Source organism: Soonwooa sp. T0.1_25 (assembly GCF_057652215.1).
On the sequence record NZ_JBYFBZ010000001.1, the window covers coordinates 231,483 to 246,381 of the forward strand.

Annotated in this window: 15 protein-coding genes; 10 read left to right on the forward strand and 5 right to left on the reverse strand. The window is 35.4% G+C overall.

Annotation, left to right across the window (positions count from 1 at the left end; genetic code table 11):
* The first annotated feature begins 26 nt into the window (after positions 1 to 26).
* From AC23MB_RS01145 to AC23MB_RS01160, 4 genes are all read left to right on the forward strand, one after another.
* The gene (locus AC23MB_RS01145; RefSeq protein ID WP_487786318.1) at positions 27 to 1,253 is read left to right on the forward strand and encodes a 2TM domain-containing protein; all 1,227 of its coding nucleotides are present in this window, start codon (positions 27 to 29) and stop codon (positions 1,251 to 1,253) included.
* A 2-nt stretch (positions 1,254 to 1,255) separates the two neighbouring features.
* Positions 1,256 to 1,555: a 2TM domain-containing protein gene (locus AC23MB_RS01150; RefSeq protein ID WP_487786319.1), complete on the forward strand. Its 300-nt coding sequence runs from the start codon at positions 1,256 to 1,258 to the stop codon at positions 1,553 to 1,555.
* A complete protein-coding gene (locus AC23MB_RS01155; protein ID WP_487786320.1) occupies positions 1,539 to 1,841 on the forward strand; it encodes a 2TM domain-containing protein in 303 nt (100 codons plus the stop codon). Before AC23MB_RS01150 ends, AC23MB_RS01155 begins: the two co-directional genes overlap by 17 nt.
* A 69-nt stretch (positions 1,842 to 1,910) precedes the next feature.
* Positions 1,911 to 2,657, forward strand: a complete 747-nt coding sequence (locus AC23MB_RS01160) for a LytR/AlgR family response regulator transcription factor (RefSeq protein WP_487786321.1) — start codon at positions 1,911 to 1,913, stop codon at positions 2,655 to 2,657.
* A 78-nt stretch (positions 2,658 to 2,735) separates the two neighbouring features.
* Here the strand turns inward: AC23MB_RS01160 and mnmA are convergent, their stop codons facing one another.
* Complete coding sequence (gene mnmA / locus AC23MB_RS01165; RefSeq protein ID WP_487786322.1) at positions 2,736 to 3,923, reverse strand: tRNA 2-thiouridine(34) synthase MnmA; 1,188 nt, start codon at positions 3,921 to 3,923, stop codon at positions 2,736 to 2,738.
* Positions 3,924 to 4,199: 276 nt separating this feature from the next.
* On the opposite strand from mnmA, the gene AC23MB_RS01170 reads away from it, so the two are divergent.
* Complete coding sequence (locus tag AC23MB_RS01170; RefSeq protein WP_313027447.1) at positions 4,200 to 4,727, forward strand: hypothetical protein; 528 nt, start codon at positions 4,200 to 4,202, stop codon at positions 4,725 to 4,727.
* An 86-nt stretch (positions 4,728 to 4,813) separates the two neighbouring features.
* Here AC23MB_RS01170 and AC23MB_RS01175 read toward each other — a convergent pair whose 3' ends face one another.
* Positions 4,814 to 6,481, reverse strand: a complete 1,668-nt coding sequence (locus AC23MB_RS01175) for a DUF6909 family protein (RefSeq protein ID WP_374329994.1) — start codon at positions 6,479 to 6,481, stop codon at positions 4,814 to 4,816.
* 308 nt (positions 6,482 to 6,789) lie between these two features.
* Between AC23MB_RS01175 and AC23MB_RS01180 the strand changes: the two genes are divergently transcribed.
* The 3 genes from AC23MB_RS01180 to AC23MB_RS01190 all read left to right on the forward strand — a co-directional run bounded on the left by AC23MB_RS01180 (position 6,790) and on the right by AC23MB_RS01190 (position 10,645).
* Positions 6,790 to 8,988: a glutamine synthetase III family protein gene (locus AC23MB_RS01180; RefSeq protein WP_374329992.1), complete on the forward strand. Its 2,199-nt coding sequence runs from the start codon at positions 6,790 to 6,792 to the stop codon at positions 8,986 to 8,988.
* 270 nt (positions 8,989 to 9,258) lie between these two features.
* Complete coding sequence (locus tag AC23MB_RS01185; protein WP_312323801.1) at positions 9,259 to 9,723, forward strand: GNAT family N-acetyltransferase; 465 nt, start codon at positions 9,259 to 9,261, stop codon at positions 9,721 to 9,723.
* A gap of 247 nt (positions 9,724 to 9,970) precedes the next feature.
* The gene (locus AC23MB_RS01190; RefSeq protein WP_374329990.1) at positions 9,971 to 10,645 is read left to right on the forward strand and encodes a C40 family peptidase; all 675 of its coding nucleotides are present in this window, start codon (positions 9,971 to 9,973) and stop codon (positions 10,643 to 10,645) included.
* 50 nt (positions 10,646 to 10,695) lie between these two features.
* Here AC23MB_RS01190 and AC23MB_RS01195 read toward each other — a convergent pair whose 3' ends face one another.
* Entirely contained in the window at positions 10,696 to 11,709 is a 1,014-nt protein-coding gene (locus AC23MB_RS01195) for an aminoglycoside phosphotransferase family protein (RefSeq protein WP_487786323.1), read from the reverse strand.
* Positions 11,710 to 11,786: 77 nt separating this feature from the next.
* Between AC23MB_RS01195 and xrtF the strand changes: the two genes are divergently transcribed.
* The gene (gene xrtF, locus AC23MB_RS01200; protein ID WP_487786324.1) at positions 11,787 to 12,323 is read left to right on the forward strand and encodes an exosortase family protein XrtF; all 537 of its coding nucleotides are present in this window, start codon (positions 11,787 to 11,789) and stop codon (positions 12,321 to 12,323) included.
* Complete coding sequence (locus tag AC23MB_RS01205) at positions 12,310 to 12,747, forward strand: exosortase F system-associated membrane protein (RefSeq protein ID WP_487786325.1); 438 nt, start codon at positions 12,310 to 12,312, stop codon at positions 12,745 to 12,747. The genes xrtF and AC23MB_RS01205 overlap by 14 nt, the downstream gene beginning before the upstream one ends.
* Here the strand turns inward: AC23MB_RS01205 and AC23MB_RS01210 are convergent.
* On the reverse strand, positions 12,744 to 13,748 hold the full coding sequence (locus AC23MB_RS01210) for a cation diffusion facilitator family transporter (protein ID WP_487786326.1): 1,005 nt from the start codon (positions 13,746 to 13,748) through the stop codon (positions 12,744 to 12,746). The two genes, AC23MB_RS01205 and AC23MB_RS01210, sit on opposite strands and share 4 nt — an antisense overlap.
* Positions 13,749 to 13,825: 77 nt before the next feature.
* The gene (locus tag AC23MB_RS01215) at positions 13,826 to 14,815 is read right to left on the reverse strand and encodes an aspartate-semialdehyde dehydrogenase (RefSeq protein ID WP_487786327.1); all 990 of its coding nucleotides are present in this window, start codon (positions 14,813 to 14,815) and stop codon (positions 13,826 to 13,828) included.
* Between the last annotated feature and the right edge of the window lie 84 nt (positions 14,816 to 14,899).

Genomic DNA, 14,899 nt, shown 5'->3' on the forward strand with positions numbered 1-14,899 from the left:
CAAGTGAAAAAAGCCTGAATTCTTTTTTGATAAGTTTATCGATTGCGACGATGTACACATTTTTGATGGCTGTGCCCAATGGTTTGCTTAACAACTATCTTAATCATAAATTCTCGTGGGTTAATCAGACAAAACGTCGTACGATTGTTGGTGTTATTGCGACTATCGTTCTTAATGTTTTTCTGACTTATTTATGTAACGGAATTAATTTCGTTTTAATCCAAAAAGTGACGACTTGGGATATTTTCTTTTCAGATAAATATAATTATGCGAATTGGTTTATGATCAATTTTGCGCTGATGATTTCGGCTTTTCTTCACGCCAAAAGCTTTATGGAGGAACTTAGAAAAGTGACGCGTAAAGAAGTTGTCGAGCAAAAGATTATTGCTAAATCTGCCAATGCCCAATTTGAAAGTCTTAAAAACCAACTGGATCCCCATTTTTTGTTTAATTCTTTAAATGTTTTAAGTGCTTTAATTGATGAAAACCAAGATCAGGCGCAGAAATTTACTTTGTCAATGTCTAAAATTTATCGTTACGTTTTAGATCAAAAAGATAAAGAATTGGTGAGTGTCGAAGACGAATTGGAGTTTGCAAAAACATACGCTGAATTGCTTAAAACAAGGTTTGAAGATAGTGTGGAGTTCCAATTCAATGTTCCGAAGCATGAGTGTCAATTAAAGGTTGTGCCATTGTCTTTGCAGCTACTTTTAGAAAATTGTATCAAACATAATTTTGCGACATCTTCTAAACCTTTGGTTATGAAAATCTATACCGAAAATGGATTTTTGTGCATTGAAAATAATTTACAAACCCGAGAACTTCCAAAAGATCGAGACGGCATCGGCTTATCCAATATTGTTCAGCGTTACTCGCTTTTAACAAAAGAAAATGTTTTTATTGAAAAATCAGAAGACTATTTTAAAGTCAAAATACCAATGTTAACCGAACCTCAAAAAATTAACACAATGAATATTATAAACCCATCTAATGAAAGTCTGGCCTACGAAAAAGCGGCTAGAAGAGTAAAAGAACTAAAAGGCTTCTACGGAAATCTAATTTCGTACTGCATTGTAATTCCGTTTTTAGTCATCATTAACCTATTGACAAGTCCTAAAGAGCTTTGGTTTTATTGGCCGATGTTGGGCTGGGGAATTGGCTTATTGGCGCACGGAATGAACGTTTTTGCCATTGGAAAAAACTGGGAAGAACGCAAGATTAAAGAATTTATGCAAAAAGAAAATCAAAAATAATCATGGAAAATATTAAAGAAAAAGTAGCCTTCGAGTTTGCTTCAGAACGTGTTAAAGCGATTAAGAAATTTTATTCTAGTCTAGCAATTTTTATAGTCGTATCACTGGCCATCGTATTATGGCATTTTCAAAAGACAGGAAATTTCGAAATGAATTTAGGAAGATTATTTATTATTATTATTGTTTGGGCAATTATCCTTGCTATACGAGCTATTAAATTGTTTCTTTTAAACTCTGACTGGGAAAAAGATATGTTGAATAAAGAACTTAAAAAACATCAAAACGATGGATACCAACGATAGTCAAAACATCAAATACCAAATGGCAGCGAAGCGCGTCAAAGATTTGAAAGGTTTTTATACGCATCTGTTTGTGTATCTAGCTGTTAACATTCTTCTTTTTGTGATGAACTACAGCGAACTTCCGAATGGAGCTAGCATTTGGACTTGGCAAATTTGGTTGACGCCAGTATTGTGGGGACTTGGTATTATTACCCATGCGATGACCGTTTTTGTACCGGGTTTTATCTTTTCTAAAAATTGGGAAGAACGTAAAATTCGAGAGTTGATGAAGAAAGAAAATTATTAAGACTTATTTTTGCAAATCGTTTGTATTTAAAGAAAATTACTTCTCGAATTAAATATCCTAAATTAAAATATGAGCATTAAAACAATCATCATCGAAGATGAAAAACCGGCAGCTAGAAAGTTGGAAAGAATGTTAGCTAATTATGCTGATTTAGAATTGGTTGCAACTCTAAATTCTGTGGAAGAAGCCGTGGCTTGGTTTAGCGAAAATGAACATCCGCAATTAATTTTTTCTGATATCGTTTTGGGAGATGGATTGTCATTTGATATTTTCGAAAAGGTAGCAACTAAAGCTTTTATCATATATACAACCGCTTTCGATCAATATACACTTAAAGCTTTTAAATTAAATAGCATCGATTATCTTTTAAAACCAATTATGGAAGAAGATTTAACAAAAGCTATTGAAAAGTTTAAGTCATTTTTACCAGAAGATGGATTTGTTAATTCGCAGGAAATCAAACAGATATTAAAGAAAGATAAGTCTACACTTTCTCGAGTTTTGGTTAAAATTGGTTATAATCTCAGGATTGTCCAAACTAACGAAATCAGTTGTTTTTTCAGTCAAAACAAAATCGTATATCTACAAACAGCAGAACGAAGTTTTCCAACCGATTTTACTTTAGATGAATTAGAAAATGTTTTGGACGAAAAGGATTTTTTCCGAGTTAATCGCCAATACGTTATTCATTCTAAATTTATAAAAAACATTCACACGTCGCCAACCTGCAAAGTCGAATTAGATTATCAACCAGATGAAGAAATCACTGTAAGTCGCGATCGTGTTAAAGATTTTAAAGATTGGTTATCAAGCTAAAATTCATTTATAATAAAAAAAGCTTTCTCAGAAAATGAGAAAGCTTTTTCTATTTTATGTTTAAAACAATTTCTAAACCTAAGAAATCACGCCACTTCCAATTAATTCATCGTCCAAATACCAAGCCGCAAATTGACCTTCCGCAATTGCAGATTGAGGCTTGTCAAATTCTACATAGAAAGCATCTTCGAACTGAAAAATTGTCGCTTCCTGCAAATCTTGACGATATCTATATCTCGCCAAAACGCGCATGCTTTCGCCAGCTTTCAAACGAAGATCTTCACGAACCCAATGCACTTCCGAGTTGTCAATTTTCAAAGCTTTTTTATGCAGTCCTGGGAAACTGTGACTTTCGCCAACGAAGATAATATTGTTCTCCATATCACGAGAAATCACGAAACAACTTTCTTTGTGACCGCCGATGCCAAGACCTTTACTTTGTCCGGTCGTGTAGAATTGCGCACCTTGATGCTTGCCAATTACTTTACCATCTGCCTTTTCGTATTTTATGTTGCGAGACAGATATTTTAATTCTTCTTCTTTGTTGTCAAAATTCGGTGCTTCTTCTGCAAAGCCCTTAAAGTCTTTAAAAATTTCCACGATTTCGCCTTCTTTCGGAACCAATTGTTGTTGCAAGAAAGTCGGAAGACTTACCTTTCCGATAAAACATAGACCTTGCGAATCCTTTTTATCAGCGGTAACCAGACCAATTTCTTTAGCAATTTCTCTAACTTCAGGCTTTGTCAATTCACCGATCGGGAAAAGCGCTTTCGACAACTGATCTTGACTCAATTGACACAAGAAATACGACTGATCTTTGTTGTTATCTTTCCCCGCCAAAAGATGGAAAACCTCTTTTCCGTTTTCATCAATTGTAGAATCCACGCGTGCATAATGTCCTGTCGCAACTTTGTCAGCACCCAAAGACATTGCGGTTTTCATAAACACGTCAAACTTTACTTCGCGGTTACAAAGCACGTCAGGATTTGGTGTACGACCTTTCTGATACTCATCAAACATATAATCGACGATGCGCTCCTTATAAAGTTCGCTCATATCAATCACCTGAAACGGAATTCCCAATTTTTGCGCCACCATCAGCGCGTCATTACTATCTTCAACCCAAGGACATTCGTCCTCCAAAGTCACCGAAGCATCATTCCAATTACGCATAAATAGGGCGATAACCTCGTGTCCTTGCTGTTGCAAAAGATACGCCGTCACGCTCGAATCTACGCCTCCGGACAAACCAACTACTACTTTCATAATGTCTTCTAATTTTAGGAGCAGGACGATTTTCTCTTCGTTAGGAAAATCCTCGCCCGCTGTCCGCTATATCTTTTTTTGGTCGCTTCAGCTCCGCTCAGCCACCAAAAAAAGGATGCCGCTTCCATCGGGGCTATGTTGAAGTTTTGTAATAATAAGACAATCAACATACTGCTTTGACGCTCGCTTCGCTCGCGCCCAATTTCACGATGCAAAAATACGACGAATATAATCGCTAAAAAAGCTTTAATTTTACACATTGAAAAAATCGATAATATGAGAAAAATTATTATTTTTTGTTTAGTCTTTGCAAATATGTTTGCATTCTCGCAGATAGGCGTTTCGCAAACTGCTAGTTCTAACCGTTGGACTTATGGAGGTGGTCTTGGTGTAGGATTTGGAAGCAATAGTTCTTTTAATATTGGTATTTCGCCGAGAGTTGGTTATCGCGTAACCGAAGATTTCGAAGCAGGACTTATGGGGAATTTCACTTACCAAACCAGCAATTATTACAATTCGACGATGTTTGGTATTGGTCCTTTTGCTAACTATTATTTTGCACGTAACTTTTATTTAGGAAGTACATTTCAACAATATTTTGTGAATTACAACATAAAACAAGACAACGGTTATAAATTTAGTACGGACGAATCTGCTTTGTATCTTGGTGGCGGTTATATGACGCAAATCGGAAATGGCGCTTACTTCCAAATCGGGTTAATGTACAATGTCCTTTGGAATGAAAACAAAAGTATTTTTTCTAGTAGTTTGATGCCAAGTGTTGGTTTTGTTGTAGGGCTTTAAGAAACTGAAAGCTTAAAAACAAAAATCCCAATTCTTACTCAGAATTGGGATTTTTTTATTGAAAAATTTAAGTTTAATTTTTAGACTTATACTTTACCAAAAATCTTTTCAAGGATTCTTAAAGTAATAAGATAAGTTGGTTTTACACCTGTTAGTCCAAGACCTCCAGAAGATAATGTGCTACCAGTTTCTAACGGATTATCCGATGCGTAATAAGCATAACAAACGAAAAGATCTTCGCTAATGTGGTGACGGATTTTGCTAGCAACTTGGATGGCTTTTTGATAATGCGCACCTTCCATTTCTAGTCCGATAGCTTTCCAAGAAGTGTTCATAAAATACGAAAGAATATCTTTATTCTGAAGTGATGTTCCTAATACAGTAATCATTGGTCCTTCAAAAGCTTTTAATTCATCATCTTGGAAATCCTCCAAATCCAAAGCATTCACGAAAGGATAGTTGTCCGCTGTTCCTTCAAAAATGTGAGACGTTGGAATCATAATGTCCCCTTTTTTACCTTCCAAAATTCCGGCTTTACCCATGATTGAAATAGATTTTACTTTCATGGTGTAGATTTCGCCGTTTGCATCGTATGGTCTTAATAATTCGTCCATAACTTCGTAAGCTTGCTCACCAAAAGCATAATCGAAAACCAAAATAACTTCATCACCTGTCGGTGCAGAATCTGCGAAAGCGGTGTTTTTAAGATTCGTTTTAGAAACATCAATTATTTGTACATCTATGTTACTTCCACTTGTGTCTCTAATATAGATAAGACCTTGCTCTTGCGATGTATGAAGAATCTTGTCTTGTAAAGCTTTGTTGTTAGATATCTCTTCAAAAAGTTTGTAATCGATTTCTTTTTTCGCCTTTTTACCAAGTGCGTCATTGGCATACAACATGTTTTTCACACTATGCATGTTAGCACTAATGATGTGTAACGGACGCATGTGTAGGTTGTTTTCGTAAAGAACAGACTTTATTTTGTTTGCCCATCTTTCTCCGAAAAGGTGATGGCCAACACGTTCTTGAAGAATTGATGAAAAATAGATTTCACGATTTCTAACTTCCTTCCAATCTTCTAAGCTGACTTGCCCTAACCAATAAATAATCTTGAATAATCTATCAGGATTTGCATCGTCACCAAAGTCGTTGTAAGCATCCAAAGTCTCATCAAAAGTTCTTCCTAATAAAGAAGAAAGATGTATTAATGCAACTTCTTTTTCTTTGCGACTGTATTTTTTCTCGCCAATAGCAACCTCTTCGATGATTTTCCAAACGCGTCTTGGTCTTCCGCCATCTTGCATATCAAAACCAATATTTCTGATTTTGTCTGCTTCTAGATATAAGAATGTTAAGTGGGTAAGGATATCATAAATTTCGGAACGACCTAGTAGAACTTCAATGTTCATTTGGTGTTCGTCGATTCTGTAACAGTTTCTACGACGTTTTTTCGGAACGATTGGCTCGAAGCTACCTTTTTCAAATCCTTCATCAGAAGTCAAATGTATAAAAGCGCATTCTTCGATACCTTCGGGCAAACGATCCAAAACATAAAGTAGACCGCTGAGTTCTATTTTATGTGGATTGCCCATGCTTCCATAGATTTCGGGTTGGATAATCATAAGAAGTTTTCTCAATGATTCACCAGAAACGCCAGAAGGTTTAAAAAATCCTCTATAAAATAAGTGTCTCATAGAAACATATAATCTTTCGATCGCTTCTGTGGTCTCTCTTGCTCTAGAATTTACCATAATGTTTTTGTTTTTAGAAAAGTGGGCAAAGTTACGAAATTTAATTATATAAAGCTAATTCTATGTAAAGATACTGTTAATCAAAAGCATTTTGTGTGTATTAAATATGATATTTGATTGTGTTTTCAAAAAATTCATAATGCATTAATATTGGATATAAATTTTGTTAGTTAAAGTCTAAAACGCCATTTATTTATAGGGGTTGTTTACTGAATTTATATTTTTTTTTAATTTAACATTAAAATTTTAGGGGTATGTGATTTTGTTTTTAGTTTTTTATTAACTTTGCCCTATCAAAATATAAGCTGATGTCAACATTAAGATTTAAAGCCTTAGCAGAACTTCCATTTAGAGATTACAGAAAAGACAATTTCGTGGATGTTCCCGTAAAACTTTCAGAATTATTCTGCAACAACGTGTTTTCAGAATACACCATGAGAGAGTATTTAACAAAAGAAGCATTCAATTCTATTATGGATGCGATTAAAAAAGGAACTCAAATCCAAAGACATATTGCGGATCAGGTTGCAGTTGCGATGAAGGATTGGGCGATGTCCAAAGGTGTGACACACTACACGCACTGGTTTCAACCTTTAACAGGAACAACTGCTGAAAAGCACGATTCATTCTTTACTCCAATTGAAGGCGATAGAGCAATCGAGCGTTTCAACGGAGGAATGTTGATTCAACAAGAGCCAGACGCTTCTTCTTTCCCGAATGGTGGAATCAGAAACACATTCGAAGCAAGAGGTTACACGGCTTGGGATCCAACGTCACCAGCGTTTATCATGGGAACGACGCTTTGTATTCCATCGATTTTCATTTCGTATACGGGAGAAACTTTAGATTACAAAACACCTTTACTACGTGCTTTAAACGCAGTTGACGACGCTGCAACAGACGTTTGTAAGGCTTATTTCGACAAGAACGTAACCAAAGTAACGCCAACTTTAGGTTGGGAGCAAGAATATTTCTTGGTAGATTCTGCCCTATATATTTCTCGTCCAGACTTAGTGTTAACGGGTAAAACTTTACTTGGGCATTCACCAGCGAAAGGACAACAATTAGATGATCATTATTTCGGATCGATTCCTACAAGAGTGATGAACTTCATGAAAGAATTGGAAATCGAATGTATGAAGTTGGGAATTCCAGTTACAACACGTCACAACGAAGTTGCTCCGAATCAGTTCGAATTGGCGCCGATGTTTGAAGAATGTAACGTAGCGGTTGACCACAACTCTTTGTTGATGGATATTATGGCGAGAATTGCACACAAACATCATTTCCATATTTTGTTCCATGAAAAACCATTCGCAGGCGTTAACGGAAGTGGAAAGCACAACAACTGGAGTTTGGCGACAGATACAGGTGAAAACCTTTTAAGTCCAGGAAAAAATCCAAAGAAAAACCTACAATTCTTAACATTCTTCGTGAATTCATTGAAAGCAGTTCATGATTATGCGGATTTGTTGAGAGCAAGCATCGCGTCGGCAAGTAATGACCATCGTTTGGGAGCTAACGAAGCGCCGCCAGCAATTATCTCCGCATTTATCGGAAGCCAATTGTTTAGCGTTTTGGAAGAACTTGAAAAAGTAACCGACGGAAAACTATCTCCAGAAGAAAAAACGGAATTAAAACTGAACGTTGTTGGTAAAATTCCTGAAATCCTTTTGGATAACACAGACAGAAACAGAACGTCGCCTTTCGCTTTTACAGGAAATAAATTTGAAATTCGTGCGGTTGGTTCTTCTGCAAACTGTGCGGAAGTAATGACGGTGATGAACGCTATTGTTGCAAAACAGCTTCGAGTTTTCAAAACAGAAGTTGATGCACTAATCGACGGTGGACTTAAGAAAGACGAAGCGATTTTCAATGTGTTGAGAGAATACATCAAACAATCGAAAACAATTTTGTTTGAAGGTGATGGTTATTCTGATGATTGGGCAAAAGAAGCTAAAAAAAGAGGTCTTAACAATCATAAAACGACGCCAGAAGCGCTTAAACAAGAATTAAATCCGAAATTTTCAGAGCTTTTTGAAGAATTAAAAATCTATTCTCACAGAGAATTCGAAGCGAGAAACGAAATTAAATTCGAAAAATATTCAACCGTAATTGATATCGAAGCTAGAGTTTTGGCGGATATCGCAAGAAACCACATTATTCCAGCTGCGCTTAATTATCAAAATAGATTAATTGAAAACGTAAAAGGTCTTAAAGAAATCTTTGGTGACAAAGAATTTAAGGTTTTAGGAAAAGAGCAAATCAGCTTGATTACTCAGATTTCTGAAAACGTTTCTAAAATCAAATTAGGTGTTGACGAACTTCTTAAAGAAAAAGAAACTGCGAAGAACACGAAAGACAGCCATAAACAAGCAGACGCTTATTGTAACAAAGTAAAACCTTTGTTTGATGTGATTCGCGATGGATCCGACGCTTTGGAAATGATGGTTGACGACGAGCTTTGGCCGATGACCAAATACAGAGAACTTTTGTTCACAAGATAAAGTAAGAAGGCCTACAATCGTAGGCCTTTTTATTTGGAGCCAATCCCGCTATCCACTATATCTTTTGTAGTGTCACTCAGACGACTCCGCTGCGCTCCGTCGCCTCGCTCCACCACAAAAGGATGCCGTTTCTATCGGGGCTAATGACTACTAACAGGTTGTTTTTATACATATCAATAATTCTGACAGCGCAATGCATCGAGAACTTAAATAGAAGTTTTAGGCTTCCTAAATAATTTCATTTAACTCAAAAAAATATACCTTATATATATGTATAACATCGAAATAAAGAAAACAGATTCTACAAATCTAGATTTCCAACAACTTGTAAAACTTTTGGATGCTGATTTAGCCATTCGTGATGGCGACGATCACGACTTCTATCATCAGTTTAATGGGATTGATACTTTGAAACATTGTTTGCTTTTATTTAAAAATGAAAAAGCAGTTGCTTGTGGCACGATTAAATTTTACGATGACAACAAGGCTGAGGTTAAAAGAATGTTTGTTCTAGAGTCAGAGCGCGGACAAGGTTTTGCTTCTCAACTTTTAAAAGAATTAGAAACATGGGCAAAAGATCTAGGTTTCGAAAACTTAATCTTAGAAACAGGCGTTAATCAGCCAGAAGCAATTGCGTTGTACAAGAAATGTGGTTACGAAATTATCGAGAACTACGGGCAATATCAAGGTATTGAAACAAGCTTGTGTTTTATAAAATCTATCATTACTAAATAGATGATTTCTAAAATCTAAATAGATGTCTATGATAATTGTTAAAAAATCTTAAACAAAATAAAATCGCAAAGTCCCTAAAATGGTGCTTTGCGATTTGTTTTTACTTAACATTCTTATCAAAAATGTTAAAATGTGTTAAAACGAACTTCCGATAATTCAATATGAAAAGCTCTTTTATAGGTATTCTCTAAATTTGCCATGCATTTGAACAAAAAGAAACCTGTTTAACACGTTTAAATAAATATATATGAAGAAAAGAGTTCTGTTTTATTTAGTAGCAATCATTACAACATTCTCACTACAATCATGTGTATCAAACTACGTTGTATCACAACCAAATATATACAAAACCGATGCCAAAGTAACTCCAGTAGTTGTTAAAGCTGAAACTTCAGATAACATTCAAGCAAAAAGAATGTTGGCATCTCTTAATAACGCTTCTAACTCGATTAAAGCATCGATGATTGCAGAAGCTATCAAGCACGAAAAAACAATCGACAGCATATTAGACGAAGCAAGTACTTATCTAGGAACGCCTTACAGATACGGTGGTACAACAAGAAGCGGAATCGACTGTTCTGCATTTGTACTTTCTGTTTACGGCGCTGCAGCGGGTGTTAACCTTCCAAGAGTTGCTGCGGCACAATCGCAAGAAGGGGACGCAGTGGACAAGTCAGAGCTTAAAAAAGGAGATTTAGTATTCTTCTCTCATGGTAGAGGTCGTATTTCTCACGTTGGTATTGTTGAAGAAGTTGATGAGAATGGAGAAGTAAAATTTATACATTCTGCGACGTCAAAAGGTGTAATGGTCTCGTCACTTAATGATAAATATTGGGGACCGAGATATCGTTTTGCAAAGAGAATTTTGAAAGAGAATAGTTTAGTTCTTAATCAAACTTCTACTCAAAGTCAAATAAATTAAGATTAAATAATAAAAAAAACTTCAAAGTAATTTGAAGTTTTTTTTTGCTTTTATTTTAGAATGCTTTCGATTTTTAGTGTTGTCTCCGTAGTTTCTAGTTGTTGTATAACATTTAGAAGTTCAGGATAAGCTTGTAGATCAGGCCAAGTTGTAGACAATTCAACAATATTTTTAATGCCTTGGTCAAGACTATTGATGAAATGTTTTTTCCTTTGAATTAAACCACGGAAACCGTACGCGCCCAACACTTGAAGATAACGCATCATGATAATTGGATTAATAGCTGTTTTAAGCATTTCTCGCGCTTTTTCTTCAGAGAATAGAGAAATATAATAATCTAACATCTCTTGCTTAAATTCAATAGAAAAATTGGCCTTTGCTTGATACAAAAACGAGATTACATCGTATATCAGCGGTCCAAACATTGCACCTTGATAATCGATAAAAAAAACATCGTCATTATCATCTACCATAATATTCCTAGCTTGAAAATCGCGAATCATCAAGCCTTTTGGTTCTAAACATGAAACTATTTTTGTGATCTTCTGAAATTCTTTTAGAAGTTTCGATTTGTGATAATTTATTTCTAAAACATCAACTAAAAAATTCTTGAAATAATATAAATCGTGAAGAATGGCAAGCTCGTCATATTCTTCGTAATCGAATGTTTTTGAGTAATCGATTTTATGGATGCTTTTTTGCTGTAAATCAAATAGTTGCTTTAGTGTTTTTCGTGCAAGCGATTTAATTCTTGTTTCATCAAATTCGGTAGAAATAATTTCTGAAAGCGTATGTTCTCCTAAATATTCTTGGATGTAAACTTGACGATTTTCTGAGATTTTAAAAATCTTAGGTGTATTAAGATTTAATTCTGAAAAAACCTCTGTGAAGTAAAAGAACACTTCATTTTCTCGCAGATTGTCGTTGTCTGTGATAACGTATTTTTTATCATCAAATCTTGCGATATAATTTTTGCGCGAAGATCCGCTTTGTGGAAGTGCAACAATATTGGTGTTTTCGCTCTGACAAAAGTTGTTAAAGAATTCTTTGATATGTGATTCCATAACAGCAAATTTAATTATTTAGACTTTAAGAATGTCGATATTGTTGAAAGAAGCAAATAATTATGTAGTTTTGTTTTATGCTAAAAGATCTAAAACCAGTTTTGAAAATTCTTCTACGATTTGTGGGGATTTATTTGGTTTTACTTTTATTGTATCAATTGTATCTTAATCGGTTCGACAACGCAGTTATCGATCCGTTTTCGCGTTGGGTAGCTGGACAGGCTAATTGGTTCCAAAATACTTGTGGTTTTACATCAAGCTTACAAGATGGCGTCGGGAAGGAGGGAATTCGGTTTATTATTCAAGGCGAATATTTGACCAGAATGGTAGAAGGTTGTAATGCGATTTCGGTGATGATTATGTTCGTTGCATTCATCTTTGCGTTTTATAAAGGTGCAAAAACCATTGTATTTGTCATTCTTGGCTTGTTTGCGCTACATGTGATGAATTTCGTCCGAATCGCTTGTCTTAATATGGTAATGTCAGATTTTCCACAGTATGGGAAGATGTTTCATGATTATGTTTTTCCTGCGATTATCTACGGGACAGTGATTGTTTTATGGATTGTTTGGATCAAGTTTTTTGCATTAAAAAAGGAAGATGAAACCGCTTAATATTCTTTTTGTTATTCTTGGGCTTGCCGGATTAATCGCAGTTAGATTTTTGGAAGATAAATTATTTTATGATCCTTTTTTGGCTTATTTTAAAAATGAATTGGACGGAAGTAGCTTTCCAAAATTTAATGATACAAAACTTATTTTAAGCTATTTGCTGAGGTTTTTGCTTAATTTGGTTTTTTCAACAATTATTATTCAGAATTTATTTCGAAATAAAATTTGGACCAAACAAGCGGTTGTTTTAATGCTTCTGGTCTTTGCAATCGTCTTCCCAATGTATCTTTACTGCATCTACACGAACTTCGAAATCGGAAATCTGTTCGCATTCTACATCCGAAGATTTGTTATTCAACCGATGACTTTGTTGCTAATTGTACCGATATTTTATTACAGAAAGCATTTGTTGACGAAATCGGCTTAATTATTTCTGTCGTGCTTATCGGGTTGCGTAATATTTTGTGCTGTCCAAGTGATTCTTTTTAAAAATTCTTTTTCGCGAACGGGACAGTTTTTAAGTTGACATATTTCGCAAGATTTTGGCTTGCAGTCATCCATGTGGAAATTGAATTCTATTTGCCGTTTTGCATTTTTAGCTAGAACTAAAATCACTTTTTCCATCTCTTGATGGGCTTCTCGCAGAGAGTAATAGTAGGGAAGTGTGATGTGCGCATCGATGTGAAGATGTGCTCCAAATTGTTGAATTTTCATATTATGGATATCGATCCAATCTTCCTCACGATTTTTTTCAAGTACATCAGCCACTTTTTCGACCAGTTGTATGTCTTGTTCATCCATAATGCCGCTGAGTGATTTACGAACGATTTTATATCCAATAAAGATGATGTAAACACCAAAAAGTAAGGCTACTACAGCGTCTAACCAATAGATTTTTGTAAAATAAACTATAATTAAACTCAAAACTACAACGCCAGTTGTAATGGTGTCGCTCATCAAATGCTTGCCCGAACTTTGCAGAACTAATGATTTCTCTTTTAAACCTTTTTGTAAAGAAATATAACCCATCACATAATTGATAATTGCAGTAATAGCAACGATCAGCATTCCCCAATCCAATTTACCAGGAATGTTGTTGCTTAGAAGAGAATTAACCGCCTGTACGATGATGACAACACCAGCAAAAATAATAAGTGTGCCTTCGACACCAGAAGTTATAAACTCGACTTTTCCGTGGCCATAAGGATGATCTTCGTCTTTTGGTTTCGCTGCAACATAAAGCGAGTAAAGTCCCATGAAGGCAGCAATGATGTTGACGATGCTTTCCATAGCGTCGGAGAATACAGCATCAGAATTTGTTAAGCGCCAAGCAATGAGCTTTGCAACAAATAATACAATCCCGATGATGGCAACATTTCGCTGGAATCGAAAATTATTTTTGCTGATATTTTGACCGCTAGAATTCATAAGTTTGAAAATAGATTTGTCTTTTGTTCGGTTAATCTAATAATAAAAAAATGCCCACTTTTTGGTGAGCATTTGGTTTATACTAATTTCTTATCTAGAAGATATTCTGCAATTTGTACTGCGTTGGTTGCCGCGCCTTTTCGGAGGTTATCTGCGACAATCCAACAGTTAAGCGTTTTTGGTTGCGAGGCGTCTCTTCGTATTCTTCCTACAAAAACATCGTCTTTACCTTCTGCCATCAACGGCATTGGATAGATTTTGTTTTGTACATCATCCAGAACTGTAACACCGTGCGTTTCAGAAAGTATTTTTTTAACTTCTGCTAAATCAAATTCGTTTTCGAATTCGATGTTAACACTTTCAGAATGTCCACCTTGTACAGGCACTCTAACCGCAGTCGCTGTCAAATTAAAACTGTCATCACCTAAAATCTTTTTAGGCTCTTTCATTAATTTAATTTCCTCTTTGGTGTAGTCGTCATCAGCAAATACGTCGCAATGTGGCAACGCATTTTTGAAAATTTGATAAGGATAAACTTTATCTGCATCTTTACCTTCGATCTCGGCGTTCAATTGGTCAACGGCAGCTTTTCCCGTTCCTGTCACCGATTGATAAGTCGAAACCACAACACGTTTGATGTCGTATTTTTCATTTAAAGGATGAAGAACCATCACCAACTGAATGGTTGAGCAGTTAGGGTTTGCGATAATTTTATCTTCTTTTTCTAAAACATCTGCATTGATTTCTGGAACCACCAATTTTTTAGTAGGGTCCATTCTCCAAGCAGAAGAATTATCAATCACAAAAATACCAGCTTCTGCAAACTTTGGCGCCCAATCTAGAGACGTACCTCCGCCAGCAGAGAAGATTGCTATTTCAGGCTTTTTGTCAATAGCAGTTTGCATGGATACCACTTCGTAGTCATTCCCTTTGTATTTGACCTTGCTACCGATAGATTTTTCAGAAGCTACGGGGATTAGCTCGGTTATAGGGAAATTTCTTTCCTCAAGAACTTTCAACATCACTTGTCCTACCATTCCGGTAGCGCCAACTACTGCTATTTTCATTGATTTAAATAAAGGTTTTTAAGGTTTAATATTTAATGAGTAAAAAATTATAAGTTTAACCTTAGTAACTTATAATTCATAATT

Coding starts and splice junctions, on each gene's coding strand:
- AC23MB_RS01150 (WP_487786319.1), top strand. CDS start 1,256: ATGGAAAATATTAAAGAAAAAGTAGCCTTCGAGTTTGCTTCAGAACGT.
- AC23MB_RS01180 (WP_374329992.1), top strand. CDS start 6,790: ATGTCAACATTAAGATTTAAAGCCTTAGCAGAACTTCCATTTAGAGAT.
- AC23MB_RS01170 (WP_313027447.1), top strand. CDS start 4,200: ATGAGAAAAATTATTATTTTTTGTTTAGTCTTTGCAAATATGTTTGCA.
- AC23MB_RS01160 (WP_487786321.1), top strand. CDS start 1,911: ATGAGCATTAAAACAATCATCATCGAAGATGAAAAACCGGCAGCTAGA.
- AC23MB_RS01155 (WP_487786320.1), top strand. CDS start 1,539: ATGGATACCAACGATAGTCAAAACATCAAATACCAAATGGCAGCGAAG.
- AC23MB_RS01190 (WP_374329990.1), top strand. CDS start 9,971: ATGAAGAAAAGAGTTCTGTTTTATTTAGTAGCAATCATTACAACATTC.
- AC23MB_RS01175 (WP_374329994.1), bottom strand. CDS start 6,481: ATGGTAAATTCTAGAGCAAGAGAGACCACAGAAGCGATCGAAAGATTA.
- AC23MB_RS01185 (WP_312323801.1), top strand. CDS start 9,259: ATGTATAACATCGAAATAAAGAAAACAGATTCTACAAATCTAGATTTC.
- AC23MB_RS01210 (WP_487786326.1), bottom strand. CDS start 13,748: ATGAATTCTAGCGGTCAAAATATCAGCAAAAATAATTTTCGATTCCAG.
- AC23MB_RS01205 (WP_487786325.1), top strand. CDS start 12,310: ATGAAACCGCTTAATATTCTTTTTGTTATTCTTGGGCTTGCCGGATTA.
- mnmA (WP_487786322.1), bottom strand. CDS start 3,923: ATGAAAGTAGTAGTTGGTTTGTCCGGAGGCGTAGATTCGAGCGTGACG.
- AC23MB_RS01215 (WP_487786327.1), bottom strand. CDS start 14,815: ATGAAAATAGCAGTAGTTGGCGCTACCGGAATGGTAGGACAAGTGATG.
- xrtF (WP_487786324.1), top strand. CDS start 11,787: ATGCTAAAAGATCTAAAACCAGTTTTGAAAATTCTTCTACGATTTGTG.
- AC23MB_RS01195 (WP_487786323.1), bottom strand. CDS start 11,709: ATGGAATCACATATCAAAGAATTCTTTAACAACTTTTGTCAGAGCGAA.